At 65.1% G+C, this 23,084-nt stretch carries 19 protein-coding genes; 10 read left to right on the top strand and 9 right to left on the bottom strand.

The window, feature by feature from the left end:
* The first annotated feature begins 24 nt into the window (after nt 1-24).
* Nucleotides 25-1,908, top strand: a complete 1,884-nt coding sequence (locus RPC_RS11565) for an ABC-F family ATP-binding cassette domain-containing protein (protein WP_011472768.1) — start codon at nt 25-27, stop codon at nt 1,906-1,908.
* 638 nt (nt 1,909-2,546) lie between these two features.
* Here the strand turns inward: RPC_RS11565 and RPC_RS11560 are convergent.
* The 3 genes from RPC_RS11560 to RPC_RS11550 form a co-directional block, all read right to left on the bottom strand.
* Nucleotides 2,547-3,086, bottom strand: coding sequence for a hypothetical protein (locus RPC_RS11560; RefSeq protein ID WP_011472767.1), 540 nt, complete (start codon nt 3,084-3,086; stop codon nt 2,547-2,549).
* Between the two features lie 144 nt (nt 3,087-3,230).
* Nucleotides 3,231-3,683, bottom strand: coding sequence for a DNA polymerase III subunit chi (locus RPC_RS11555; protein WP_011472766.1), 453 nt, complete (start codon nt 3,681-3,683; stop codon nt 3,231-3,233).
* Complete coding sequence (locus RPC_RS11550; protein WP_011472765.1) at nt 3,680-5,179, bottom strand: leucyl aminopeptidase; 1,500 nt, start codon at nt 5,177-5,179, stop codon at nt 3,680-3,682. The genes RPC_RS11555 and RPC_RS11550 overlap by 4 nt, the downstream gene beginning before the upstream one ends.
* 419 nt (nt 5,180-5,598) lie before the next feature.
* Between RPC_RS11550 and lptF the strand changes: the two genes are divergently transcribed.
* The 8 genes from lptF to RPC_RS11510 all read left to right on the top strand — a co-directional run bounded on the left by lptF (nt 5,599) and on the right by RPC_RS11510 (nt 15,515).
* Nucleotides 5,599-6,765 carry an LPS export ABC transporter permease LptF gene (gene lptF / locus RPC_RS11545; RefSeq protein WP_011472764.1) on the top strand — a complete coding sequence of 389 codons (1,167 nt, stop codon included), beginning with the start codon at nt 5,599-5,601 and terminating at the stop codon, nt 6,763-6,765.
* 13 nt (nt 6,766-6,778) lie between these two features.
* Nucleotides 6,779-7,867, top strand: coding sequence for an LPS export ABC transporter permease LptG (gene lptG / locus RPC_RS11540; RefSeq protein ID WP_011472763.1), 1,089 nt, complete (start codon nt 6,779-6,781; stop codon nt 7,865-7,867).
* A 68-nt stretch (nt 7,868-7,935) separates the two neighbouring features.
* Nucleotides 7,936-10,395, top strand: a complete 2,460-nt coding sequence (locus RPC_RS11535; RefSeq protein WP_049766092.1) for an LPS-assembly protein LptD — start codon at nt 7,936-7,938, stop codon at nt 10,393-10,395.
* 82 nt (nt 10,396-10,477) lie between these two features.
* Entirely contained in the window at nt 10,478-11,407 is a 930-nt protein-coding gene (locus tag RPC_RS11530) for a SurA N-terminal domain-containing protein (RefSeq protein WP_041801701.1), read from the top strand.
* A gap of 55 nt (nt 11,408-11,462) precedes the next feature.
* Nucleotides 11,463-12,482: a 4-hydroxythreonine-4-phosphate dehydrogenase PdxA gene (gene pdxA / locus RPC_RS11525; RefSeq protein WP_011472760.1), complete on the top strand. Its 1,020-nt coding sequence runs from the start codon at nt 11,463-11,465 to the stop codon at nt 12,480-12,482.
* Nucleotides 12,479-13,339, top strand: a complete 861-nt coding sequence (gene rsmA, locus RPC_RS11520) for a 16S rRNA (adenine(1518)-N(6)/adenine(1519)-N(6))-dimethyltransferase RsmA (protein ID WP_011472759.1) — start codon at nt 12,479-12,481, stop codon at nt 13,337-13,339. Before pdxA ends, rsmA begins: the two co-directional genes overlap by 4 nt.
* A 13-nt stretch (nt 13,340-13,352) precedes the next feature.
* Nucleotides 13,353-14,408: an alcohol dehydrogenase gene (locus RPC_RS11515; protein WP_011472758.1), complete on the top strand. Its 1,056-nt coding sequence runs from the start codon at nt 13,353-13,355 to the stop codon at nt 14,406-14,408.
* A gap of 171 nt (nt 14,409-14,579) precedes the next feature.
* A complete protein-coding gene (locus RPC_RS11510) occupies nt 14,580-15,515 on the top strand; it encodes a hypothetical protein (RefSeq protein ID WP_011472757.1) in 936 nt (311 codons plus the stop codon).
* Between the two features lie 189 nt (nt 15,516-15,704).
* On the opposite strand, the gene gmk is transcribed toward RPC_RS11510, so the two are convergent.
* From gmk to fabG, 6 genes are all read right to left on the bottom strand, one after another.
* A complete protein-coding gene (gene gmk, locus RPC_RS11505) occupies nt 15,705-16,364 on the bottom strand; it encodes a guanylate kinase (protein ID WP_011472756.1) in 660 nt (219 codons plus the stop codon).
* 2 nt (nt 16,365-16,366) lie between these two features.
* A complete protein-coding gene (locus RPC_RS11500; protein ID WP_011472755.1) occupies nt 16,367-17,254 on the bottom strand; it encodes a YicC/YloC family endoribonuclease in 888 nt (295 codons plus the stop codon).
* A 108-nt stretch (nt 17,255-17,362) separates the two neighbouring features.
* The gene (gene mltG / locus RPC_RS11495; RefSeq protein WP_011472754.1) at nt 17,363-18,631 is read right to left on the bottom strand and encodes an endolytic transglycosylase MltG; all 1,269 of its coding nucleotides are present in this window, start codon (nt 18,629-18,631) and stop codon (nt 17,363-17,365) included.
* Nucleotides 18,632-18,807: 176 nt separating this feature from the next.
* Nucleotides 18,808-20,073 carry a beta-ketoacyl-ACP synthase II gene (gene fabF, locus RPC_RS11490; RefSeq protein WP_011472753.1) on the bottom strand — a complete coding sequence of 422 codons (1,266 nt, stop codon included), beginning with the start codon at nt 20,071-20,073 and terminating at the stop codon, nt 18,808-18,810.
* Between the two features lie 97 nt (nt 20,074-20,170).
* Nucleotides 20,171-20,410 (bottom strand): acyl carrier protein, encoded by a 240-nt coding sequence (locus tag RPC_RS11485; RefSeq protein ID WP_011441358.1) that lies wholly within the window; start codon nt 20,408-20,410, stop codon nt 20,171-20,173.
* A gap of 289 nt (nt 20,411-20,699) precedes the next feature.
* Nucleotides 20,700-21,437, bottom strand: coding sequence for a 3-oxoacyl-[acyl-carrier-protein] reductase (gene fabG / locus RPC_RS11480; RefSeq protein WP_011472752.1), 738 nt, complete (start codon nt 21,435-21,437; stop codon nt 20,700-20,702).
* Between the two features lie 235 nt (nt 21,438-21,672).
* Here fabG and eat point away from each other — a divergent pair, with 235 nt between their 5' ends.
* Nucleotides 21,673-23,064 carry an ethanolamine permease gene (eat, locus tag RPC_RS11475; RefSeq protein WP_011472751.1) on the top strand — a complete coding sequence of 464 codons (1,392 nt, stop codon included), beginning with the start codon at nt 21,673-21,675 and terminating at the stop codon, nt 23,062-23,064.
* The last annotated feature ends 20 nt before the right edge of the window (nt 23,065-23,084 follow it).

Here is a 23,084-nt window from a genome sequence, read left to right as displayed (position 1 = left end):
CCGGGGAGCCGGTCACAACGCGCCATGCTCTCACTCAATGAAATCTCGATCCGGCTTGCCGGACGGCTGTTGATCGATCACGGCACCGCGCAGATCGCGCCGGGCGCCCGGGTCGGCTTCATCGGCCGCAACGGCGCCGGCAAATCCACCCTGTTCCACGCCATTCGCGGCGACCTGCCGACCGAAACCGGCAGCATTTCGCTGCCGCCGCGCTGGCGGATCGGCAGCCTCGCCCAGGAAGCCCCGAACGGCCCGGAGACGTTGCTCGAAGTTGTGCTGAAGGCCGATCTGGAACGCGATGCGCTGCTGATCGAAGCCGAAACCGCGCACGATCCGCACCGCATCGCCGAGATCCAGACCCGGCTGGTCGACATCGACGCCCATTCCGCCCCCGCCCGCGCCGCCGCCATCCTCTCGGGCCTCGGCTTCTCCACCGCCGACCAAGCGCGCTCCTGTTCGGAATTCTCCGGCGGCTGGCGGATGCGGGTGGCGCTCGCCGCCACGCTGTTCTCGGCGCCCGATCTGTTGCTGCTCGACGAGCCGACCAACTATCTCGATCTCGAAGGCACGCTTTGGCTGGAGGACCATCTCGCCAACTATCCGCGCACCGTGATCGTGATCAGCCATGACCGCGATCTGCTCGACACCTCGGTCAACGAGATCCTGCATCTGGATCGCGGCAAGCTGGTGCATTACCGCGGCACGTATTCCGCCTATGAGGAATTCCGCGCCAACAAGGAAGCGCTCGACGCCAAGAACTTCAAGCGCCAGGAGGCGCAGCGCAAGCATCTGCAGTCGTTCGTCGACCGCTTCAAGGCCACTGCCTCCAAGGCTCGTCAGGCGCAGTCGCGCGTGAAAATGCTGGAGCGGATGAAGCCGGTGTCGGCGCTGGTGACGCAGGACGTCAAGGAATTCCACTTCCCGGCGCCGGAAAAGATCCTGTCGCCGCCGATCATCGCCGTCGACAACGTCACCGTCGGCTACGACAAGAAGCACCCGGTGCTGAAGAACGTCACGCTGCGGATCGATACCGAAGACCGCATCGCGCTGCTCGGTTCCAACGGCAACGGCAAGTCCACCTTGGTGAAGCTGTTGGCCAACCGCTTGGCGCCGTTCTCCGGCTCGGTGATCCGCGCCGACAAATTGGCGATCGCTTACTTCGCGCAGCATCAGCTCGACGAACTCAACGAGGACGGCTCGCCCTACGACCACGTCCGCAAGCTGATGCCGGACGCCACCGAAACCAAGATCCGCGGCCGCACCGGCGCGCTCGGCTTCTCCGGCAAGGCCGGCGACACCATCGTGAAGTCGCTCTCGGGCGGCGAGAAGGCGCGGCTATTGCTGGGGCTAGCCACCTTCTTCGGTCCCAACATGATCATCCTCGACGAGCCGACCAACCATCTCGACATCGACAGCCGCGCTGCGTTGGCAGAAGCGATCAACGATTATCCCGGCGCGGTGATCATGGTGTCGCATGATCGCTACCTGATCGAGGCCTGCGCCGATCAGTTGTGGGTGGTTGCCGACCACAAGGTGACGCCGTACGACGGCGACCTCGACGATTATCGCCGCTCGGTGCTGTCGAGCCGCGGCATGCGCGCCAGCCCGCGCGATCGCGGCGGCCAGGACGGCGGCAATGATCGCGGCAACGGCAAGGTCGCGCGTGCCAAGGGCGAGAAGAAACCGTCGTTGAAGGCACAGATCGCCGCGGCCGAGGCCGAGATGGAGCGCATCACCGGCATCATCGCCAAGCTCGACACCGCGCTGGCGCTGCCCGATCTGTTCAAGAAAGATCCGAAACAGGCGGCGCAACTCAGCAAGGCCCGCGCCGGTGCCGAAGCCGCGTTGCAGAAGGCCGAAGAAACCTGGCTGGCGGCGAGCGCGTCCTACGACCAGGCGCAGGGGTGAACGGCGTTCGGCTCGAGGACTGATGAGTCCTTCAAAACCTCGGACCGCAAGTCCGCTTCATCATTGTGAATTCGCCACACGACAAAGTCGCCATTCCGGGGCGCGAGTTCGTCAGAACGAGCGAACCCGGAATCTTGCTACGCGTGCAAGAGTCCGCCCCCTGTTGCGAGATTCCGGGTTCACTCGCCGCTCACGCGGCTCGTGCCCGGAATGACAACATCTTACGAACCAGGCGCAGGAACGAACGGGCCGTGTCCCGGGCGCGGTGCAGACCGTCCCTTGGTTTATTCGGATTCCGCCGACCTAAAACGAGGCCGTCATCCCGGATTGCGAGTTCGTAGAACGAGCAAGTCCGGGATCCATACTCCCGGCGGTGATTATGAGTCCCGCAAGGCTTCCAAGGCTTCGGACCGCAAGTCCGCTTCATCATTCTGAATTCGCCACACGACAAAGTCGTCATTCCGGGGCGCGAGTTCGTCAGAACGAGCGAACCCGGAATCTTGCTGCGCGTGCAAGAGTCCGCCACCTGTTGCGAGATTCCGGGTTCTCTCGCCGCTCACGCGGCTCGTGCCCCGGAATGACAGACATTTGTTAGTTAGGCGCAACGACCTGAAAGCGCGCGGACGAGTCGAAACGACTCAGCCCGCCGTGTGCTTCTTCGCCTTCGGCTTGGCGGCCTTCGGCTGCGCCGCCGCCTCCGGCAAGCGCTCGATCGAGGTCAGCCGACCGGCGGTGAAGGTGTAGATGCCGGCGCGCGGACCGCGCGAATAGGTCAACAGCGCCACGCGATCGCCGCGCGGATTGGTCGAGAGGCTGACATTGTCGGGGGAGCCGGCGCCACGCGCGACGTCGCATTCGGTGTGTCCCAGCGCCACCACGCCGATCCGGGACGGCGCCGCGGCTCCGGCGTCGGTCAAGGCGTTGGCATCGGCCGGCGGCGACATGCCGGGGCACATGCCGTCGGCGCTGATCAGATCCTCCTGCGCGACCGGCTTGTCCGGCGTCAGCGGCGGGGTTTCGATCGAGACGTTCTTGATGAACACCCGGCCCGGCCGCGAAAACCATTCGGCGTCGCGCGACAGCAGATCCGAGGAAAACATATCCGAGGTCGCCGAGCAGCCGCCGAGCAGCGGGGCGCCCAGACACAGCAACAGCACGGCATGGCGAGGAGAAATCATCTGTCGCACGGTCACGTTGGTCCCATTTCGCAGCTTGGCGGTTGTAAAAACATCAATTTACGGCACGACCGTGACCGTTTGACGAGTCCAGCACAGCGCGTCAAGGTAGCATCGATTGCCGGCCGTCGCTATCGGCGGCGCGCGCTATTCCCGGCTTTGCCAACCGCCTGAGCCATCGGCCTGGCGGTAGATCACCGCAAAACCGCGCGACTTGCTATCGGTCCAGGCCGCGCGCGCCATCACCACCGAGTCTTCGTCGTCGCCGTTGAACACCAGCACCAGCCGATCGTACAACGCGACGTCCGTCGGCAAGGCCGCATTGTCGATCAGAAACCGGACCTTGGCGCCGTTCGGGTTGGCCTCGTCCGCAGTCAGCACGATCGGCTGCTGCGAGGCGTCGGCTACCCGCCAGGTGGCGTGCGGCAGAAACGAATCGTCACGATAGGTCCACAAATGCGTATCGAGCGCGTCGGCGCGCTCCTCGGTGGTGGCTTGCACCACCACCCGCCAGCCGCGCTGCAGCGATTTTTCCAGTAATGACGGCAGCACCTTTTCCACCGTCATGTTCTGCAAATGGTAGAACAATACTTCGGTCATTTGGACTCGTAGTAATCCGCAACCAACCGATCCAGCAGCCGCACCCCGTAGCCGGAGCCCCAGCTCTGGTTGATGTCGGTCTTCGGCGCCCCCATCGCGGTGCCGGCGATATCCAGATGCGCCCACGGCGTATCGTCGACGAAGCGCTGCAGGAACTGCGCCGCGGTGATCGAGCCGCCATGGCGGGCGCCGGCATTTTTCATGTCGGCAAATTGCGAGTCCATCATCTTGTCGTATTCCGGCCCCATCGGCAGCCGCCACACCCGCTCGCCGGTGGCCTGCCCGGCTTCGGTCAGCCGTTCGGACAACTGATCGTTGTTGGAGAACAGCCCAGCATATTCGGTGCCGAGCGCGACCAGGATCGCGCCGGTCAGCGTGGCGAGGTCGACCATGAATTTCGGCTTGTGCTTCTTCGCCACGTACCAGAGCACGTCGGCAAGCACCAAGCGGCCTTCGGCGTCGGTGTTGATGATCTCGATGGTCTGACCCGACATCGAGGTGACGATATCGCCCGGCCGCTGCGCGTTGCCGTCCGGCATGTTCTCGACCAGGCCGATCGCGCCGACCACGTTGATCTTGGCCTTGCGTGCCGCCAGCGCATGCATCAGCCCGACCACGCAGGCGGCGCCGCCCATGTCGCCCTTCATGTCTTCCATGCTGCCCGACGGTTTGATCGAAATGCCGCCGGTGTCGAAACAGACGCCCTTGCCGACGAAGGCGACCGGCTGCTCGCCCTTCTTGCCGCCGTTCCAGCGCATGATCACGGTGCGGCCGGGCTGCGTCGAGCCTTGCGACACGCCGAGCAGCGCGCCCATCTTCAGCCGCTTCATCGCCGGCACGTCGAGCACCTCGACGCCGACGCCGAGCTTGCGCAGTTGGCTGGCGCGACGGGCGAATTCCACCGGAAACAGCACGTTCGGCGGCTCGTTGACCAGTTCGCGCGCCATGATCACGCCATCGACCACGTGATTCTGCGGCGCGAACGCCTTCTTGGCCGCGGCGACGTCGCGCACCGCGATCGCCACGCTGGCGTTCAACGGCGTGTCCTCGCCGTCCTTCTTCTTGGTCTTGTAGCGATCGAATTTGTAGGCCCGCATCCGCACCCCGGCCGCGACCGCCGCGCCCTGCGCCGGCGTCATCGCGCCGGTCGGCAGTTCGGCGATCACCGTGACGGCTTCCTTGCCGCCGCCGATCTTGCCGGCCAGCACGCCGCCGAGTTTGAGAAAGTCGTGGTCCTTGATGGCGGCGAGCTTGCCAGCCCCGATTACCACCAGCCGCACAGCCTTCAGGCCCTCCGGCGCCAGGATATCCAGCGTCGACCCGCTCTTGCCCTTGAACTGGCTGGTCGCCGCGGCGCGCTTGACCGCATTGGCGGCGGTCCCGAGTGCCTTGACGGTGTCGGGTCCGAATTTCAGCGCGTCGTCGCAGAATACGAACAGCACGCCGCGCGCACTCGTGGCCATCGGAACGAAGCCAACGTTGACGACGTCGGGCATGGGCAATCCTCCAAACTTGGGCAAAAAACGACGGACCAGGCGAAGATCCGCACGAGGTGACTCGCGGAATCGTCGGTTTCGGATCCGGCGCGGGATGAGGCACACTATGACGCTTCATTCCCCATGCTGCCAAGAGCTACTGGCGGCCTCGCCGTTGGCCGAATTTGAACACCGGCTGCCTCGGATATCCACCTGGCAAGCCGGAGCCGGCAGCGAGAAGCGTGGCTTTCGGGTGACATCCGGGAAACATTAACCATCCGGGCAAGGCGCCATGCCACAGCCATTTTGTTGACGGATCAGACAGATGGTAATGGTCCTGTCAGGATGGGGAAGAGCCTGGCGGCGACGGGAGATTCGTTGGCGGGGATTCGGGCGGTGCGCCAGCAGCACCGGACTGGAATTGGGGATCGTGCGGAGCGATGGGGTCAATCGACAGCTACATTTTCCGCACGACGCTGACGTCGTTTGCGGTGATCCTGGCCAGCCTCACCGGCGTGATCTGGATTACCCAAGCGTTGCGCGGAATCGACCTGATGACGAGCCAAGGTCAGACCATCCTGACCTTTCTCGGCCTCACCGGCATGGCGGTTCCGGTTCTGGTGCTGGTGATCGCCCCGATCGCGCTGATGATCGCGGTGGCCCACACCCTGAACCGGCTGGCCAATGATTCGGAAATCATCGTGATGAATGCCGCGGGGCTGTCGCCGCTGCGGCTGGTGCGCCCCTTCATGTTTGCTTCGGTGGTGGTGGCGATTCTGGTCGGCTTCATCTCGGCCTATGTCGCGCCCGAGGGGCTGCGCCGGATCAACCGCTGGGACAGCGAGATCACCGCCGACATCCTGGCCAATATCCTGCAGCCTGGCCGGTTCTCGCAACTCGAAACCAATCTGACGATCAGGGTGCGGGAGCGGCAGCCCGGCGGCGTGCTGGTCGGGGTGTTCATCGACGATCGCCGTGATCCGAACGAGCGGATCAGCATCATCGCCGACCATGGCACGGTGCTGAAGAACAACGACGGCTCGTTCCTGGTGCTCGAAGACGGCACGCTGCAGCGCTTCGAATCGGGCAAACGCGACCCCGCGCTGGTGGCGTTCGGCCGCTACGCCTTCGACATGTCGAAGTTTTCCCGGGCCCGCGACGTCTCCTACGGCATCCGCGAGCGCTATCTGTGGGAATTGCTGTGGCCGGAGCCCGATGATGCGCTGTACGCCCGCTTGCCCAACCAGTTCCGCGCCGAGATGCACGACCGCGTGCTGGCGCCGATCTATCCGTTCGTGTTCGCAGCGCTGACTTTCGCGTTCCTGGGCTTGCCGCGCACCACGCGGCAGAGCCGGAATTTTTCCATGGCCGGCGCGATTGCGGCGGTGTTCGTGGTGCGGCTGGCCGGATTCGCCTGCTCGATCGTGGCCAGCAGCACGCCGGCGGTCGCCATCGCCCAGTATCTGCTGCTGGCGGCGGCGCTGGCGGGAAGTCTGTGGGTGATCGCGCGCAACATCGTCATCGAGCCGCCGGCCCGGTTGATGGAGCTCCTCAACGCGCTGTCGGCGTCGATCGCCCGCCTCCGACTGCGTCCGATGCCGTCATGACCGGACCCCGCGCATGATCGCCAACACGCTCAGCCGCTACTTTGCCGGCCGTTTCGTCACCGCGGCGCTGGCGGTGTTCGCCGGCCTGTTCGTGCTGCTGGTGTTCGTCGATTACATCGATTTGCTGCGCCGCGCCGGCGGACGGCCGTCGATTTCGGCGCTGCTGATCGTGCAGACCTCGGTCTATCGGGTGCCGCAGCTGCTCGAGCGGCTGATGCCGTTCTGCATCCTGATCGGCGCGATGACCTGTTACCTTGCGTTGTCGCGGCGACTCGAGCTTGTGGTGGCCCGCGCCGCCGGAATCTCGGCTTGGCAATTCATGGCGCCGGCGCTGTGGAGCGCCCTGGCGCTCGGCGTGTTCGCCACCGTGGTGTTCAATCCGATGTCGGCCAACATGCAGGAGCGTGCCAAGCAGATGGAGGCCGAGATGTTCGGGGATTCCTCCGGCAGCCTGCAGGACGCCAGCGGTTTCTGGATCAACCAGGTCACCACCGAGGGACAGGCCATCATCAACGCCGCCCGCAGCCAGCAGCAAGGCGCGCTGCTGACCGGGCTGAGCGTGTTCCGGTTCGAGCCGGACTTCTCGTTCAGCGAGCGAATCGAGGCCCGCGAAGCGACGCTGGAGCCGGGGTTCTGGCGGTTCAAGAACCTGCGCCGCTACACCCTCGACGGCCCGCCGGTCGACCAGGACGTTTTTCTGCTGCCGACCACCCTGACCCTCGCGCAGGTCCGCAACAGCTTTTCCACCCCCGAGACTGTGTCATTTTGGCAACTCCCGGGTTATATCCGCTCGTCGGAAAGCTCTGGATTTGCCACGGCCGGTTACCGATTACAGTTTCATAAGCTTCTGGCACGGCCCTTTCTGCTTGCTGCTATGGTTATGCTAGCCGCTTCTGTTAGCTTGCGATTCTTCCGTTTTGGCGGTGTTCAAAAGATGGTTTTGAGTGGCGTGGGCGCAGGCTTTCTGCTCTATATCCTGTCGAAAGTAACCGAAGATTTGAGCAAGGCCGAGTTAATGCATCCGCTTGCTGCCGCGTGGCTCCCTGTGTGTGTGGGAAGTCTCGCTGGTTTTTTAGCCTTGCTGCACCAGGAGGACGGATAGTGGTCGCCGCCCTTCCGGAGAGGCATTTGATTTCGCGGCGCGGCCGTTTTGGCGCGTCTCGCTTTGTCATGTCTCGCTTTGTCACGTCTTCCGTTCTGAGCGCGCTCGGCGCGGTGGTGTTGGCGGCGGCGCTTGGTGTCCCCGCGGCAACGCCCGTGGCTGCCCAGAGTTTCACCTTCAATCAGCCGCCGGTTCGTCCGAAAGCGCCGCCTGCGCCCGATAGCGGGCAGATGCTGGTTCAGGCCACCGAGGTCGATTACGATTACAACAACTCGCGGGTGTCGGCGGTCGGCAACGTGCAGATGTTCTATGGCGGCACCACCGTCGAGGCCGACCGGGTCGTCTACGACCAGAAGACCAAGCGGCTGCAGGCCGAGGGCAACGTCCGCATGACCGATGCGGACGGCAAGATCACCTACGCCAACCAGTTGGATCTGAGCGACGACTACCGCGACGGTTTCGTCGATTCGCTGCGGGTCGACACCGCCAACCAGACCCGCATCGCGGCGTCGCGGGCGGAGCGCACCGAAGGCGCCTATAACGTGTTCCAGAACGGCGTCTACACCGCCTGCGCGCCGTGCCGGGACAATCCCAAGAAGCCGCCGCTGTGGCAGGTCAAGGGCGCCCGCATCATCCACGATCAAAACGAGAAGATGCTGTATTTCGAGAACGCCCAGCTCGAATTCTTCGGCGTCCCGTTGGCCTATCTGCCGTATTTCTCGACGCCGGACCCCACCGTCCAGCGCAAGACCGGCTTTCTGATGCCGATCTATCTCTCGAGCACGGCGTTCGGCTCGGGCTTCGAAGTGCCGTTCTACTGGGCGCTGGCGCCGGATTACGACTTCACCATCTCGCCGCGCTACACCACCACCCAGGGCGTGTTGATGCAGGGCGAATTCCGCCAGCGTCTGCTGGACGGCGCCTATCAAATTCGCGCCTATGGCATCAACCAGCTCGATCCGGACAATTCGAATCTGGCCACCACCGCGCAACGCGAGTTCCGCGGCGCCATCGACACCAAGGGCCAGTTCGCGCTGAACGACAAATGGGTCTGGGGTTGGGACGGCGTCCTGATGTCCGACAAGACCTTCTTCGTCGATTACCGGCTGGCGCAGTACAAGGACACGCTGGGCACCTTCCTCAGCCAGTCCAACGAGGCGACCTCGGACCTCTATCTGACCGGTGTCGGCAACCGCAGCTATTTCGACGCGCGGGCGTTCTACTTCCAGGGCTTCACCGGCTATGACGTGCAGAGCCAGATCCCGGTGGTGCTGCCGGTCATCGACTATGCCAACGTCTTCAACCGGCCGATCCTCGGCGGCGAAGTCAGCTACAAGACTAACCTGACCAGCATCAACCGACAGAGCGCCGATTTTGACGCGCTGACGAGCGCGGCAAGTCAACAGGACCTGTGCAGCACCAGCTCGATCGCGCAGATGTCCGCCGACAAATTAGCGAACCTCAGGAACAACTGCCTGCTGCGCGGCATCCCCGGCACCTACACCCGGTTCAGCGCCGAGGCGCAGTGGCGGCGCTCCTATACCGATCCCTACGGCCAGATCTGGACGCCGTTCGCCTCGCTGCGCGCCGACGCCATCGACGCCTCGATCTCCAACCAGCCCGGCGTGTCCAATTACACCAGCGACACCCAGGCGCTGCGGGTGATGCCGACGGTGGGTCTGGAATATCGCTATCCCTTCATCAACGTGCAGCCGTGGGGCACCACCACGGTGGAGCCGATCGCGCAGATCATCGTTCGCCCGAACGAAACCTACGCCGGCAAGCTGCCCAACGAAGACGCCCAGAGCATGGTGTTCGGCGCCGACAACCTGTTCAGCGTCGACAAGTTCTCCGGCTACGACCGCGTCGAGGGCGGCGGCCGCGCCAATGTCGGCGTGCAGGCCACCACCCAATTCGACAAGGGCGGCTCGGTCAACGTGCTGTTCGGTCAGTCCTATCAGCTGTTCGGCATGAACTCCTACGCCGTCGCCGACCTGATCAATACCGGACTGGATTCCGGACTGGATAAGCCGCGCTCGGATTATGTGGCGCGGGCCTCCTATTCGCCGAACAGCACCTTCAAATTCACCACGCGTGCGCGGTTCGACGAGGCCACGGCCAGCGTGCAGCGCTTCGAAGCCGAGGGCAGCGCCAGCTTCAATCGCTGGTCGGTGTCGATGATCTACGGAAACTATGCCGCGCAGCCGGATCTGGGCCTGCTGGACCGCCGTGAGGGCATCCTGGGAACCGGCTCGATCAAGCTCGCCTCGAACTGGGTGGTGACCGGCGGCGCACGCTGGGATCTCGAAGCCAACAAGATCGATCAATACATCATCGGCGCCGGCTATGTGGACGACTGCTTCGTGATGGCGCTCAATTATGTGACCGCCTATTCTTATTCGAACAGTGCGCTGGTTGCGCCCACACTTAGCCACTCCGTCATGTTTCAGATCGGGTTGCGAACGATCGGCACCTTCGCGCTCGCGCAGAGCGTGTCCGGTGCCTCGAACGGCCTGATCGGCCAATAACATCGACGCCGCATCTCCCCCGTGAGTCCGGCCTCGTGTTTGGAGAAATATGGATCTCGATCCGCCCCATGGCAGACCTGACATGACCGCAACCCCTCCCCTCCGTCTGATCCGCGTGGCGCTTTGCTGTGCCGTCGCGATGCTGGCGATCTGTCTCGGCCCGGACCTGCACGCGCAATCCGTCGCGGTGATGGTCAATGGCGAGCCGATCACCAATTACGATATCGAGCAGCGCTCCAAGCTGATGGCGCTGTCGACGCACAAGAGCCCGAGCCGGCAGCAAGTGATCGACGAACTGATCAACGAGAAGGTGAAGATCCGGGAAGGCAAGAAGTTCGGCATCGACCCCAGCGTCGCAGACATCGACGGCTCGTTTGCCGGCATGGGGTCTCGGATGCGGATGTCGGCCGAACAATTGACCAAATCGCTCGAGGGCCAAGGCATCCGACCGGAGACGCTGAAGCAGCGGATGCGCGCCGAAATGGTGTGGACCAGCCTGGTTCGCGGCCGGTTCAAGGACAGCCTGCTGGTCGGCGAGAAGGAAGTTCGGGCGGCGCTCGGCGGCGACGACAAGTCGTCGGGCGAGAGCTTCGAATATCAAATGCGGCCGATCGTGCTGATCGTGCCGCGCAACGCCGCCCCCTCCGCGCGGGAGTTGCGCATGAAGGAGGCCGAGGCGTTGCGCAGCAGGGTGCAGAGCTGCGCCGAGGCCGACGACCTGTTCAAATCGATGCAGAACGCCGCGATTCGCGACACCGTCACCAAGACCTCCGCCGACATCCCGGGGGTGCTTCGCGAGGTGCTGGACAAGACGCCGATCGGGCATCTGACCGCGCCCGAAGTCACCAAGCAAGGCGTCGAGATGGTGGCGCTGTGTTCCCGCAAGCCGACCACCGCGGATACGCCAAAGAAGCGCGAGATTCGCGACAAGATGTTCGCCGACAAGTTCGAAGCCAAATCGAAATCCTATCTGCGCGACGTCCGCAAGGCGGCGATGATCGAGTACCGCTAGTGTCGCGCAGCCGGCGTTGGCATGACGGGGCGCGGCCGGTTATGACGAGCGTCGGATGACCGCCGTGTCGAACAAGCCGCTGGCGCTCACCCTCGGCGAGCCGGCCGGCATCGGTCCGGACGTAGCGCTCGCGGCCTGGCTCGGGCGCGGCACGTCGCCGATCCCGGCCTTCTATCTGCTCGGTGATCGGGCGTTTCTACAGGCCCGCGCCGCCACGCTCGGCCTCAACGTGCCGTTCGCAGAAGTGCGGCCCGATCAGGCCGCCGCGACATTTGCCGATGCCCTGCCGGTGGTCGGAACCGGCCACCCCGTCACCGCCATGCCCGGTCGGCCGGACGGCAGCAGCGCGGCTGCGGCGATCGGCGCGATCCGCCAGGCGGTGCAGGACGTGATCGCCGGACGCGCCGCGGCGGTGGTGACCAATCCGATCGCCAAGAGCGTGTTGTACCAGGCCGGCTTCAAACATCCCGGCCATACCGAATTTCTCGCCGAACTGGCGCGGGGCGAAGGCGCGCCACCGCAACCGGTGATGATGCTGTGGTCGGAGGCGCTCGCCGTGGTGCCGGTGACGATCCACCTGCCGCTGCGCGACGCCATCGCGCAGCTCACCACCGGACTGATCGTGTCGACGGCGCGGATCGTCGCGAGCGCCTTGCGGCGCCACATGCGGATCGCCGCGCCGCGGCTGGCGGTCTCCGGACTCAACCCGCACGCCGGCGAAGACGGCGGCCTCGGCCGCGAGGACCAGAGCATCATTGCGCCCGCGGTCGAGATCCTGCGCCGCGACGGCATCGACGCCCGCGGCCCGCTCCCCGCCGACACCATGTTCCATGAAGCGGCACGCAAGACCTACGACTGCGCGCTGTGCATGTATCACGACCAGGCGCTGATCCCGGTGAAGACGCTGGCGTTCGATCGCGCCGTCAACGTCACGCTGGGGTTGCCGTTCGTGCGCACCTCGCCGGATCACGGCACCGCCTTCGACATCGCCGGCAGCGGCCGCGCCGATCCGTCCAGCCTGATCGAAGCGCTGCGGCTGGCGGCGCGGATGGCCACGCCGACGACGCCGGCATGAGCGGCATCGACGATCTGCCGCCGCTACGCGATGTGATCAAGCGCCACGATTTGTCAGCGCGCAAATCGCTCGGCCAGAATTTCCTGCTCGATCTGAACTTGCTGACCCGGATCGCGCGGGCCGCGGGACCGCTGGACGGCGCCACCGTGATCGAGATCGGTCCCGGCCCCGGCGGATTGACCCGCGCCCTGTTGGCGCTCGGCGCCGCCAAGGTGATCGCGATCGAGCGCGACGAACGCGCGCTCGGCGCGCTGCAGGAAATCGCCGCGCATTATCCCGGACGCCTCGAAATCGTCTGCGCGGATGCCACGATCTACGATCCTCGCCCGCTGCTCGGCGGCGCGCGCGCGAAAATCGTCGCCAACCTGCCCTACAACATCGCGACCCCGTTGTTGATCGGCTGGCTCAGCATCGAGCCGTGGCCGCCCTGGTACGACACCATGGTGCTGATGTTTCAGCGCGAGGTCGCCGAACGCATCGTGGCGCGCGAAGACGACGAGGCCTATGGCCGGCTCGCCGTGCTGGCCAATTGGCGCGCCGAGACCAAACTGTTGTTCGACATCTCGCCCGCCGCCTTCGTGCCGCAGCCCAAGGTCACCTCCTCCGTGGTGCGCCTGGTGCCGCGCGAAACCCCCGAGCCCTGCGATCGCCGGATGCTGGAGCAGGTCGCAGCCGCCGCGTTCGGCCAGCGCCGCAAGATGCTGCGGCAAAGCCTGAAGCCGCTCGGCGTCGATCCGGCCCGGCTCGCGGCCGCCGCCGGCGTCGATCCGACCCGGCGCGCCGAGACCATTGCGGTCTCGGGCTTTGTTGCCATGGCCAGGGAATTGACCGATATACGAGCGATAAAATCGGTCTAGGGAGAACACCACCATGGCGCTGATGCGTCGGCAATCGCTCGTCAAGTTCGACGCACCGCTGTGCGAGACCATCGTGCCCACGCCGCAGCCGCAGGGCCGCGAAGTGTTGGTCCGGATCGAGCGCTGCGGGCTGTGCCATTCCGATCTGCATATCCAGGACGGCTACGCCGATCTCGGCTCCGGCAAGCGGCTCGACACCACCAAGGGCATGACGCTGCCCTTTACGCTCGGCCACGAGATCGCCGGCGTGGTCGAAGAGGTCGGCCCCGACGCCCCGGCCGAACTGATCGGCCGCAACAAGGCGGTGTTTCCCTGGATCGGCTGCGGCCAGTGCCGCGACTGCCTCAACGACGACGAAAATCTCTGCACGCGCAACCGCTTTCTCGGCGTTGCGATCGATGGCGGGTTCTCCACCCACGTGCTGGTGCCGGACGCCAAATATCTGCTCGACTACGATCCGTTGCCGATCAACCAGGCGGCGACGCTGATGTGCTCGGGCGCCACCGCCTACGGCGCGCTGAAGCGCCTCGTCGATCGCAAGCGGCAGCGCAACCTGTTGCTGATCGGGCTGGGCGGCGTCGGCATGATGGGATTGTCGCTGGCGAAGTCGATGTTCAAGCAGGACATCAGCGTGGCCGACATCAATCCGGCGGCGCGGGAAACCGCACTGAAGAACGGCGCCGCCACCGCCTACGATCCCACCGAGCCCGATCTAATCAAGCGCATCATGAAAGAGACCGGCGGCTTCGACGCCATCGTCGATTTCGCCGGCAACGACAGATCGATGGGCTTTGCGACCAGCGTGGTGGCGCGCGGCGGCAAGATCGTGGTGTCCGGACTGATGGGCGGCAGCTTTACGATGCCGATGGTGAACTGGATCTACAAGCGGATGACCATCGAAGGCTTCATGACCGGGACGCTGACCGAAGCCAAGGAATTGCTGGAGCTGGCGCGCGCCGGCAACATCGCGCCGACGCCGATGCAGGAACAGCCGATGGCCGAGGTGCAGACATGGATCGACGAATTGCGCGCCGGCCACGTCGTCGGCCGCATCGTGCTGACCAACTAAGCCGCCATCATAAGCTCTGAAGATAAGGCTCGCCCGGCTGTCGGTGCGGGCCTGAATATTGCCCACAGCTGTTCAGAATTACGGCGCATTGCCACCCCATTTCTCAACGAAAAGTTACCGGCCGAAAAACTCCGGCCAACACCGCATCGTTGAGTAACAAGGGGAACGCGCATGCGACAGCGCAACCGGACATTGTCTTCCGCGGCGGTCGCCGCATGGATGCTCGGCAGCGGCGCCGCGATGCTGCCGCTCGGTTCATTGCAGGCCGCGGACTGCCTGACCGCGCCGAACGGCGCCGCGCCGAAGGGCTCGCATTGGTACTACCGGCTGGAGCGCGAGACCAAGCGGCAGTGCTGGTACACGAGAGCCAAGAGCGCCGCGCCGCCCACCGCGGTCGCCGACGCGGCGACGCCGGAACCCGCCGCCGCCGAAACGCCGGCGCCTGCTCCGTCGTCGACACCGGCGCCACGCGACTTGTCCGACGCCCGCGCCGAATATCTGCCGACCCGCGAATTGACCGACAGCAACCGCGGCAACGTCGCGCCTCCGCCGCAGCCGGCCGAGCCCTTCGCCGCGGCCGGCGCGGTGGCCGCCGCCGCATCACCCGATCTGCAAAGCCAGCGCGTCGCCTTCGCCAATCGCTGGCTGGAGCGCCAGGCCGCGCAGAGCGACGCGACCGCTACGAGCGGCGAGACCGCCGCCGCTACGACCGAGCCCGCGACCCACGCGCCCACGGCCGCCGCGCCGGCGCCGGCCGCCGCCGACAAATCGCTCTGGCTGCTGATCGCGGGACTCGCCGCCGCGCTGGGATTGGCCGGACTGATCGCGCATCTGGTGATGCGGTTCGGCGCGCCGCGGCCGATCATCCGCCGCGACGAGGCGCTGTATCACGACGCGATCTATGACGTTGCAATCCCCGAGCCGCCCTCCGAAGCGCCGTGGATCGAGCCGGCGGCCCCCGTCCATGCCGCGCACGCGACAGCCGATGAGTTGGAAGACGAGCCGCCGCCGATGAACTGGCTGCGCATCGCGCGCGACCGCGGCAAGTCGGCGCCGAGCGACGCCGCGATCGCGCAACTCCTGGCGAAGGCGTCGCGACCGAGCTGACGTCGAAGCGAGACGCCTTGGGGGATCGCATCTGCGTCGGCTGACGGACGCGCTCCAGCGTAAACGAGGCTGTCATTCCGGGGCGCGAGGCCGCAGGCCGAGCGAACCCGGAATCCAGTACTCACTGCCCTGGAATACTGGATTCCGGGTTCTCTCGCGGCTTACGCCGCTCGAGCCCCGGAATGACAGCTACCGCTCCAGCTGCTTCTGCAGATCGCGCACGAAGGCCGTCAGGCCGGTGCGGCGTTCGCGCTTCAAGCGTTCCGCCTTCAGGATCGAGTGCACTTCGGCGAAGGCCTCGTCGATGTCGTGATTGACGACGATGTAATCGTATTCGGCGAAGTGACTGAGCTCGTGGCTGGCGCGGCTCATCCGGCCGCGGATCACCTCGTCGGAATCCTGCGCCCGGGTGTGCAGTCGCTTTTCCAGATCCGCCGCCGACGGCGGCAGGATGAACACGCTGACGACGTCATCTCGGGCCTTCTCGCGCAGTTGCTGGGTGCCCTGCCAATCGATGTCGAACAGCACGTCCTGCCCGACCGCCAACGCCGCCTCGACCGGCGCGCGCGGCGTGCCGTAGCAATTGTCGAACACGTTGGCCCATTCCAGCAATTCAGCGTTTTCGGTCATCGCCTGGAAGCGCGCGTGATCGACGAAGTAGTAGTCGCGGCCGTCCTCCTCGCCCGGACGTTTGGTCCGCGTGGTCGCCGACACCGACATCTTCAATCCGGCGACGCGCTCGATCAACAGCCGCGACAACGTCGTCTTGCCGGCGCCCGACGGCGACGACAGCACGAACATCAATCCGCGTCGTTCGAGGCTTTCCAAGCCGTGACCAGGGGCCGTCATGCTCACTCCAGATTCTGAACCTGTTCGCGGAACTGCTCGACCACGTTCTTCATCGCAAGCCCGGTGTTGGTCAATTCCAGATCGTTGGATTTCGAGCAGCAGGTGTTGACCTCGCGGTTGAACTCCTGCGCCAGGAAATCCAGCCTTCGTCCGACCGCGCCACCCTTCTTGATCATGTCGCGGGCCTGCGCGATGTGCGAGGCGATGCGATCGAGCTCTTCGCGGATGTCGGCCTTGGTGGCGATCATGATCGCTTCCTGATTGAGCCGATCAGAATCAAAGCGATCCGACGCCTCGAGCAGCGCCGCGATCTGCTCGGCGAGCCGCGCCCGGATCGCCTCCGGTTTACGCCCTGGCGCCTGCTCGGCCTGCTTCGCCAGGCGCTCGATTTCGTCCATCCGCTGCAACAAAATCTCGCCGAGCGTGTCGCCTTCGCGCTTGCGCATCTCGACCAGGCTGTCGAGCGCTTGCGCGAAAGCGGCCTCCACCGCGGTCCGCGCGGCCTTGTCCTCGGCCTCGTCGCTCTCCGGCTCGACCACTTCGATCACGCCCTTGATCGCCAACAGACCGTCGACGCTCGGCGCCACCGCGTCGATCCGGCCGGTCAATTCGCCGGCGACCTTCAGCACCGAGTTCAGCACGTCCTGATTGATGCGAATCGTGGACAGCGCGTTGGCGCGCTTCACGGTGAGATTGGCGTACACGGTGCCGCGCGACAGCAGTTCGGCGGCGCGCTTGCGCACGATCTGCTCGATGTCGTCCCAGCCGGGCGGCAGCCGCATCCGGAAATCGAAGCCCTTGGCGTTGACCGACTTCAATTCCCATTCGAACGCATAGGGACCACTGTTTCCATGGCTGCGGGCAAACCCGGTCATACTCGACAACGACATCGCCAAAAGATCTCCACGGATTTCAGGGATTCAGATTCGAAAAACAAGGTGCGCGGAACTTAGCGCGTCCGGCGCCAAAGGGGGACCGCTTTCGCCGGCTGTTCGCCGCTATTCTTGGCTGGCCGGCGCGGTCGGCGCCGCCGGCTGCGCAGCACCTTGCCGCGCCGGCGCGGCGGCACGCGTCCGTTTCTGCGATTTCGACGGCGCAGCGGTGGCCGGCACCGCGGCGTTGGCATCCGGCGCGGCCGGCGACGCCGCCGGCGCGGCGTCGTCCGGCGGCTCGACGGTGTCGTTCTGGATCTGGCGTTCCAGGGTGCGCAGCCTGGCGACGTTCTTCTGGTGCTGATCGTAGGTCTCGGTGAAGCTGTGTCCGCCGCTGCCGTCGGCGACGAAGAACAGATCGCGGGTGCGCGCCGGATTGGCGGCGGCTTCCAGCGAGGCGCGGCCCGGATTGGCGATCGGCCCCGGCGGCAGGCCCTCGACCACATAGGTGTTGTAGGGCGACGGCTGGATGATCTCGCTGCGCTTGATCGGGCGGCCCAGCGTGCCCTTGCCGCCGACCAGGCCGTAGATGATGGTCGGATCGGACTGCAGCTTCATCTTCTGGCGCAGCCGATTGACGTAGACCGCGGCGACCCGGCTGCGCTCGTCGGCCTTGCCGGTCTCCTTCTCGACGATGGAGGCCAGCGTCACCAATTGCTCCGGGGTCTTCACCGGCACGTCGGGATTGCGGCGCTCCCAGATCTCGGCGAGCACCCGCTTCTGCGCCTGCTGCATCCGCACGATCACCGATTCGCGGGTGGTGCCGCGCGGGAATTTGTAGGTCTCCGGCAGCAAGGTGCCCTCGCGCGGCATCTCCCGCACATTGCCGGAGAAGATGTCGTTCTCCGTCAGCCGCGCCAGGATCTGTTCCGAGGTCAAACCTTCGGGGATCGTCACCGCGTGCTGCACCACCTTGCCTTCGACGATGGTGGCGATCACGTCGCGCAGGCTGGCGTTCTTCTGAAACGAGTATTCGCCGGGCTTCAGATCGGCGCGCGCCTTCAGCGCGAACACGCTGCCGATGAAGGCCCAACGATTATTATCGATCACGCCTTCGCGCTGCAGAATGTCGCCGATGTCGCCCATCCCGGCGCGCTGCGGAATGTTGACGATCTTGTCGTCCTGCAAGGGACCGGGAGCTTCGATCTTCTGCTTGCCGTAGACGTAGATGCCGCCGGTGCCGATCATCACCACCAGCACCACGGTGATGATCGCATTGCCGATCACCACCAGCGGATTGCGGGCGCGGTCGGACCGCTTCGGCGGCGGCGGCACCTGCTCAGGCTCCAGCGCGGCACGCGGGCTCTTTGGCGAAATCGGCGGCCTTTCACTCATCGGTGCAACCTGATTCCTGTCGTTCAATCGGGGCCGGCGAAAACGACGATCGTAGCTGAGCTTCGGAAAGTGCCCCCGAGGCAGTGGCGGGCTCCGCAATCGGCATTGCGCGAACCACCGCCCCCATAGGGTTCAGCGATTGCGGCGAAACGGAGGACCCATAGCACCATTCAGCGCTAATTGGTTACACGCTGGACGATCACCGAGGCGTTGGTGCCACCGAACCCGAACGAGTTCGACAGCGCGACGTTGATGGCGCGCGGCCGGGCCTTCAGCGGCACCAGGTCGATCGCGGTTTCCACCGACGGATGGTCGAGATTGATGGTCGGCGGCGCGACGTTGTCGCGAATCGCCAGGATGCAGAAGATCGTTTCCACCGCACCTGCGGCGCCGAGCAGATGGCCGATCGAGGATTTCGTCGAGGACATCGACGCGGTGGACGCGGCGTTGCCGAGCAGCCGCTGCGCCGCGGCGAGTTCGATCTCGTCGCCGAGCGGCGTCGAGGTGCCGTGGGCGTTGATGTAGTCGAGATCGGAGGGCGACAGCCCGGCGCGTTTCAACGCAGCACTCATGCAGCGATAGGCGCCGTCGCCGTCCGGGGTCGGCGCGCTGATATGATAGGCGTCTCCCGACATGCCGTAGCCGACGATCTCGGCGTAGATCCGCGCGCCGCGGGCCTTGGCGTGTTCGTATTCCTCGAGCACCACGATGCCGGCGCCCTCGCCCATCACAAAACCGTCGCGATCGCGGTCGTAGGGCCGCGAGGCCTTGTGCGGGGTGTCGTTGAAATTGGTCGATAGCGCGCGCATCGCGCAGAAGCCGGCCATCGCCAGCCGGCTGATCGGCGCCTCGGAGCCGCCCGCCACCATGACGTCGGCATCGCCGAGCATGATCAAGCGCGAAGCGTCGCCGATCGCGTGCGCGCCGGTCGAACAGGCGGTGACCACCGCGTGATTCGGGCCTTTCAGGCCGTGCTCGATCGAGACGTAGCCGGAGGCCAGATTGATCAGCCGTCCGGGAATGAAAAACGGCGACAGCCGCCGCGGCCCGCGTTCCTTGAGCAGCACCGCGCCATCGGCAATGCCGGACAGCCCGCCGATACCGGAGCCGATCATGGTGCCGGTCGCGCAACGCTGTTCTTCGGTAGCAGGATGCCAGTTAGCATCGTCGAGCGCCTGACGCGCCGCGCACATCGCATAGATGATGAAATCGTCGACCTTGCGCTGGTCCTTCGGCTCCATCCACTGGTCGGGATTGAAGGTGCCGTCGGTGCCGTCGCCGCGTGGCACCACGCAGGCGATTCGGCTGGTCAGATCGGAGACGTCAAAGGTCTCGATCTGCCGCGCCCCGCTCTCGCCGTTGAGGATCCGGTTCCAGGTCTGCTCGACGCCGCAGCCAAGCGGCGAGACCATGCCAAGGCCCGTGACGACAACCCGCCTCATATGCAGCACTCCGGCCCGGGATTCGCGGTGCATAACAAGAAGCCGGTGGACCGCGTGGTGGCGGCCCGCCCGGCTTCGTTAGTCCCGCGCCAGAGCGTCAGCTCTTTGCGTTCTTTTCGAGAAACTTGGTGGCGTCGCCAACCGTCAGAATGGTTTCTGCGGCATCGTCGGGAATTTCGCAGCCGAATTCTTCTTCGAACGCCATCACGAGCTCGACGGTGTCGAGGCTGTCCGCACCGAGGTCGTCAATGAAGCTCGCGCCGTCGACCACTTTCTCGGGCTCGACACCAAGGTGCTCCACCACGATCTTCTTAACCCGCTCGCCAATCTCACTCATCGTTCAAACCTCGTGCTGTTCCATTGGACCCGACCGCTAGGATACGAGCCATCGTGGTGCGTTAACTCGTTAAGTTCCCGTCGCAATCGCGTAAGTCTTGATTATCCCCGTCCCCAGGGAAAGCCCGGCAATCGACCGCAGGCTCCGCACCGCCAATATACAGGGTTTTGCTCTCCCGCAATGGCGTTCTTTGCCCATCCGTTCGTCGTTCGGTTATCATACTTCGTATGTCTTGACTACAAGCCTCCGCCGTAGGCTGCTGCCGACCCGCGGCGGTGGAAAACTCTGGTTAGATCATCGCCATCCCGCCGTTGACGTGAATTGTCTGGCCGGTGACGTAGGCGGCTTCGTTGGAGGCCAAATACACCGCCGCCGCGGCGATATCTTCCGGGGTGCCGAGCCGCCCCGCCGGCACCTTGGTGAGAATCGCTTCGCGCTGCTTGTCGTTGAGCACCTCGGTCATCGACGTGGCGATGAATCCGGGTGCGATGCAGTTGGCGGTGACGTTGCGCTTGGCATATTCCGCGCCGAGCGTCTTGATCATGCCGATCAGGCCGGCTTTCGACGCGGCGTAATTGCCCTGCCCGGCATTTCCGGTGACGCCGACCACCGAAGTGATCGCGATGATGCGGCCGAACCGCTTGCGCATCATCAATTTGGTGGCGGCGCGCGCCAGCCGAAACGTCGCGGTCAGATTGACTTTGATCACCTCGTCCCAGTCCTCGTCGCGCAGCTGCACGAACAGATTGTCGCGGGTGATACCGGCGTTGCTGACCAGGATGTCGAGCTGCCCCATCGCCTTCTCGGCGGCCGGCACCAGCGCCTCGACCTCGGCTGTGTCGGACAGATTGCAGGGCAGCACATGAACCCGCTCGCCGAGCTTGGCGGCGAGTGCCTCCAGCGCCTCGCGTCGCGTCCCGGAGATCGCCACCGTGGCGCCCTGAGCGTGCAGCGCTTGCGCGATCGCACCGCCGATGCCTCCGGTCGCGCCGGTCACCAACGCGGTCCTGCCTGATAAATCGAACATCCCAGTCTCCTTGCAGCATCGGCGGGCCAGGCCGCCGTCTCGGCCCGGCCGAAGATCAGCGCGAAATGCCGCGACAAAGCCGCCGCCGTCAATGATCCACGCGCTTGACACTTCGATTCATTTCGCGCGGCGGAAAGCGCGGATCGGCCCGCGCGGCCATGGCACCTGTCTTGCATGACATTTGTACAACACGGCGCGAACGCGCTGGCCAAGCGACTGGCAACAGGAGGCCTTTATGTCGATCAGCACGAGCACGCCACCATCCCCGGGCCTGAAGAAGGTGCTCGGTCCCGTCCAGCTCTGGGGAATCGCCGTCGGACTGGTGATATCAGGCGAATATTTCGGCTGGAGCTTCGGCTGGGCCAGCGCCGGCACCTTGGGCTTCCTGGTCGCCACCGTGCTGGTGGCAACGATGTACACGACTTTCATTTTCAGCTTCACCGAACTCTCCACCGCAATCCCGCACGCCGGCGGTCCGTTCGCCTATGCGCGACGCGCCTTCGGGCCGACCGGCGGCTTCATCGCCGGCTTTGCCACGCTGGTGGAATTCGTGTTCGCGCCGCCGGCCATCGCCCTGGCGATCGGCGCTTACCTCAATGTGCAATTCCCCGGCATCAACCCGAAATGGTTCGCGCTCGGCGCCTATGTGATCTTCATCGGGCTGAACTGGATCGGCATCGGCATCGCCGCCGCCTTTGAACTGTTCGTCACCGTGCTGGCGATCTTCGAATTGCTGGTGTTCATGGGCGTGGTGCTGCCGGGCTGGTCGCTATCGAACTTCGTCGCCAATGGCTGGGCCGGGAGCAACGCGTTCAACGGCGCGGCGATCTCCGGAATCTTCGCCTCGATCCCGTTTGCGATCTGGTTCTTCCTCGCCATCGAAGGCGCCGCGATGGCCGCCGAAGAGGCCCACCACCCGCAGCGCACCATTCCGCGCGCCTATATCGGCGGCATTCTCACTTTGGTGCTGCTGGCATTCGGCGTGATGATCTTCGCCGGCGGCGTCGGCGACTGGAGCAAGCTGTCCAACATCAACGATCCGTTGCCGCAGGCGATGAAGGTGGTGGTCGGCGACAACTCGGGATGGCTGCACATGCTGGTGTGGATCGGGCTGTTCGGCCTGGTCGCCTCGTTCCACGGCATCATCATGGGCTATTCGCGGCAGATCTTCGCGCTGTCGCGGGCGGGCTATCTGCCGGCGATGTTCGCAGCGCTCAGTCCGCGCTTCAACACCCCGCACCGCGCGCTGTTGGCCGGCGGCGTGATCGGCATCGTGGCGATCTTCAGCGACGAATGGGTGCAGTTCGGCGGCCAGACGCTGACCGCCAACATCGTGACGATGTCGGTGCTCGGCGCCATCGTGATGTATCTGACGTCGATGGCGGCGCTGTTCAAACTGCGGCGCAGCGAGCCGTCGATGCCGCGGCCGTTCCGCGCGCCGTTCTATCCGGTTTTTCCGGCGATCGCCTTCGCGCTGGCGCTGGTCTGCCTCGGCGCCATGGTGTGGTTCAATGGGATGCTAACGCTGCTGTTCGTGGTGCTGATGGGGCTGGCCTACGGTTACTTCCGCTTCACCGCGCATCAGCGCCACAGCGCCGCCCCCGACGACATGCTGGCGACGGTCTGAGCTCTAAGCAACGGCCGCGT

Origin of the sequence: Rhodopseudomonas palustris BisB18 (genome assembly GCF_000013745.1) — a bacterium.
Lineage (GTDB): Bacteria > Pseudomonadota > Alphaproteobacteria > Rhizobiales > Xanthobacteraceae > Rhodopseudomonas_A > Rhodopseudomonas_A palustris_F.
Note: the sequence above shows the minus strand (reverse complement) of the source record. Positions and strands in the feature narration are given on the sequence as shown.

What these genes read in the sequence shown, in the direction of transcription:
- RPC_RS11565 (WP_011472768.1), top strand. Translation starts at nt 25, where the DNA reads ATGCTCTCACTCAATGAAATCTCGATCCGGCTTGCCGGACGGCTGTTG.
- RPC_RS11560 (WP_011472767.1), bottom strand. Translation starts at nt 3,086, where the DNA reads ATGATTTCTCCTCGCCATGCCGTGCTGTTGCTGTGTCTGGGCGCCCCG.
- RPC_RS11555 (WP_011472766.1), bottom strand. Translation starts at nt 3,683, where the DNA reads ATGACCGAAGTATTGTTCTACCATTTGCAGAACATGACGGTGGAAAAG.
- RPC_RS11550 (WP_011472765.1), bottom strand. Translation starts at nt 5,179, where the DNA reads ATGCCCGACGTCGTCAACGTTGGCTTCGTTCCGATGGCCACGAGTGCG.
- lptF (WP_011472764.1), top strand. Translation starts at nt 5,599, where the DNA reads ATGGGGTCAATCGACAGCTACATTTTCCGCACGACGCTGACGTCGTTT.
- lptG (WP_011472763.1), top strand. Translation starts at nt 6,779, where the DNA reads ATGATCGCCAACACGCTCAGCCGCTACTTTGCCGGCCGTTTCGTCACC.
- RPC_RS11535 (WP_049766092.1), top strand. Translation starts at nt 7,936, where the DNA reads ATGTCTCGCTTTGTCACGTCTTCCGTTCTGAGCGCGCTCGGCGCGGTG.
- RPC_RS11530 (WP_041801701.1), top strand. Translation starts at nt 10,478, where the DNA reads ATGACCGCAACCCCTCCCCTCCGTCTGATCCGCGTGGCGCTTTGCTGT.
- pdxA (WP_011472760.1), top strand. Translation starts at nt 11,463, where the DNA reads ATGACCGCCGTGTCGAACAAGCCGCTGGCGCTCACCCTCGGCGAGCCG.
- rsmA (WP_011472759.1), top strand. Translation starts at nt 12,479, where the DNA reads ATGAGCGGCATCGACGATCTGCCGCCGCTACGCGATGTGATCAAGCGC.
- RPC_RS11515 (WP_011472758.1), top strand. Translation starts at nt 13,353, where the DNA reads ATGGCGCTGATGCGTCGGCAATCGCTCGTCAAGTTCGACGCACCGCTG.
- RPC_RS11510 (WP_011472757.1), top strand. Translation starts at nt 14,580, where the DNA reads ATGCGACAGCGCAACCGGACATTGTCTTCCGCGGCGGTCGCCGCATGG.
- gmk (WP_011472756.1), bottom strand. Translation starts at nt 16,364, where the DNA reads ATGACGGCCCCTGGTCACGGCTTGGAAAGCCTCGAACGACGCGGATTG.
- RPC_RS11500 (WP_011472755.1), bottom strand. Translation starts at nt 17,254, where the DNA reads ATGTCGTTGTCGAGTATGACCGGGTTTGCCCGCAGCCATGGAAACAGT.
- mltG (WP_011472754.1), bottom strand. Translation starts at nt 18,631, where the DNA reads ATGAGTGAAAGGCCGCCGATTTCGCCAAAGAGCCCGCGTGCCGCGCTG.
- fabF (WP_011472753.1), bottom strand. Translation starts at nt 20,073, where the DNA reads ATGAGGCGGGTTGTCGTCACGGGCCTTGGCATGGTCTCGCCGCTTGGC.
- RPC_RS11485 (WP_011441358.1), bottom strand. Translation starts at nt 20,410, where the DNA reads ATGAGTGAGATTGGCGAGCGGGTTAAGAAGATCGTGGTGGAGCACCTT.
- fabG (WP_011472752.1), bottom strand. Translation starts at nt 21,437, where the DNA reads ATGTTCGATTTATCAGGCAGGACCGCGTTGGTGACCGGCGCGACCGGA.
- eat (WP_011472751.1), top strand. Translation starts at nt 21,673, where the DNA reads ATGTCGATCAGCACGAGCACGCCACCATCCCCGGGCCTGAAGAAGGTG.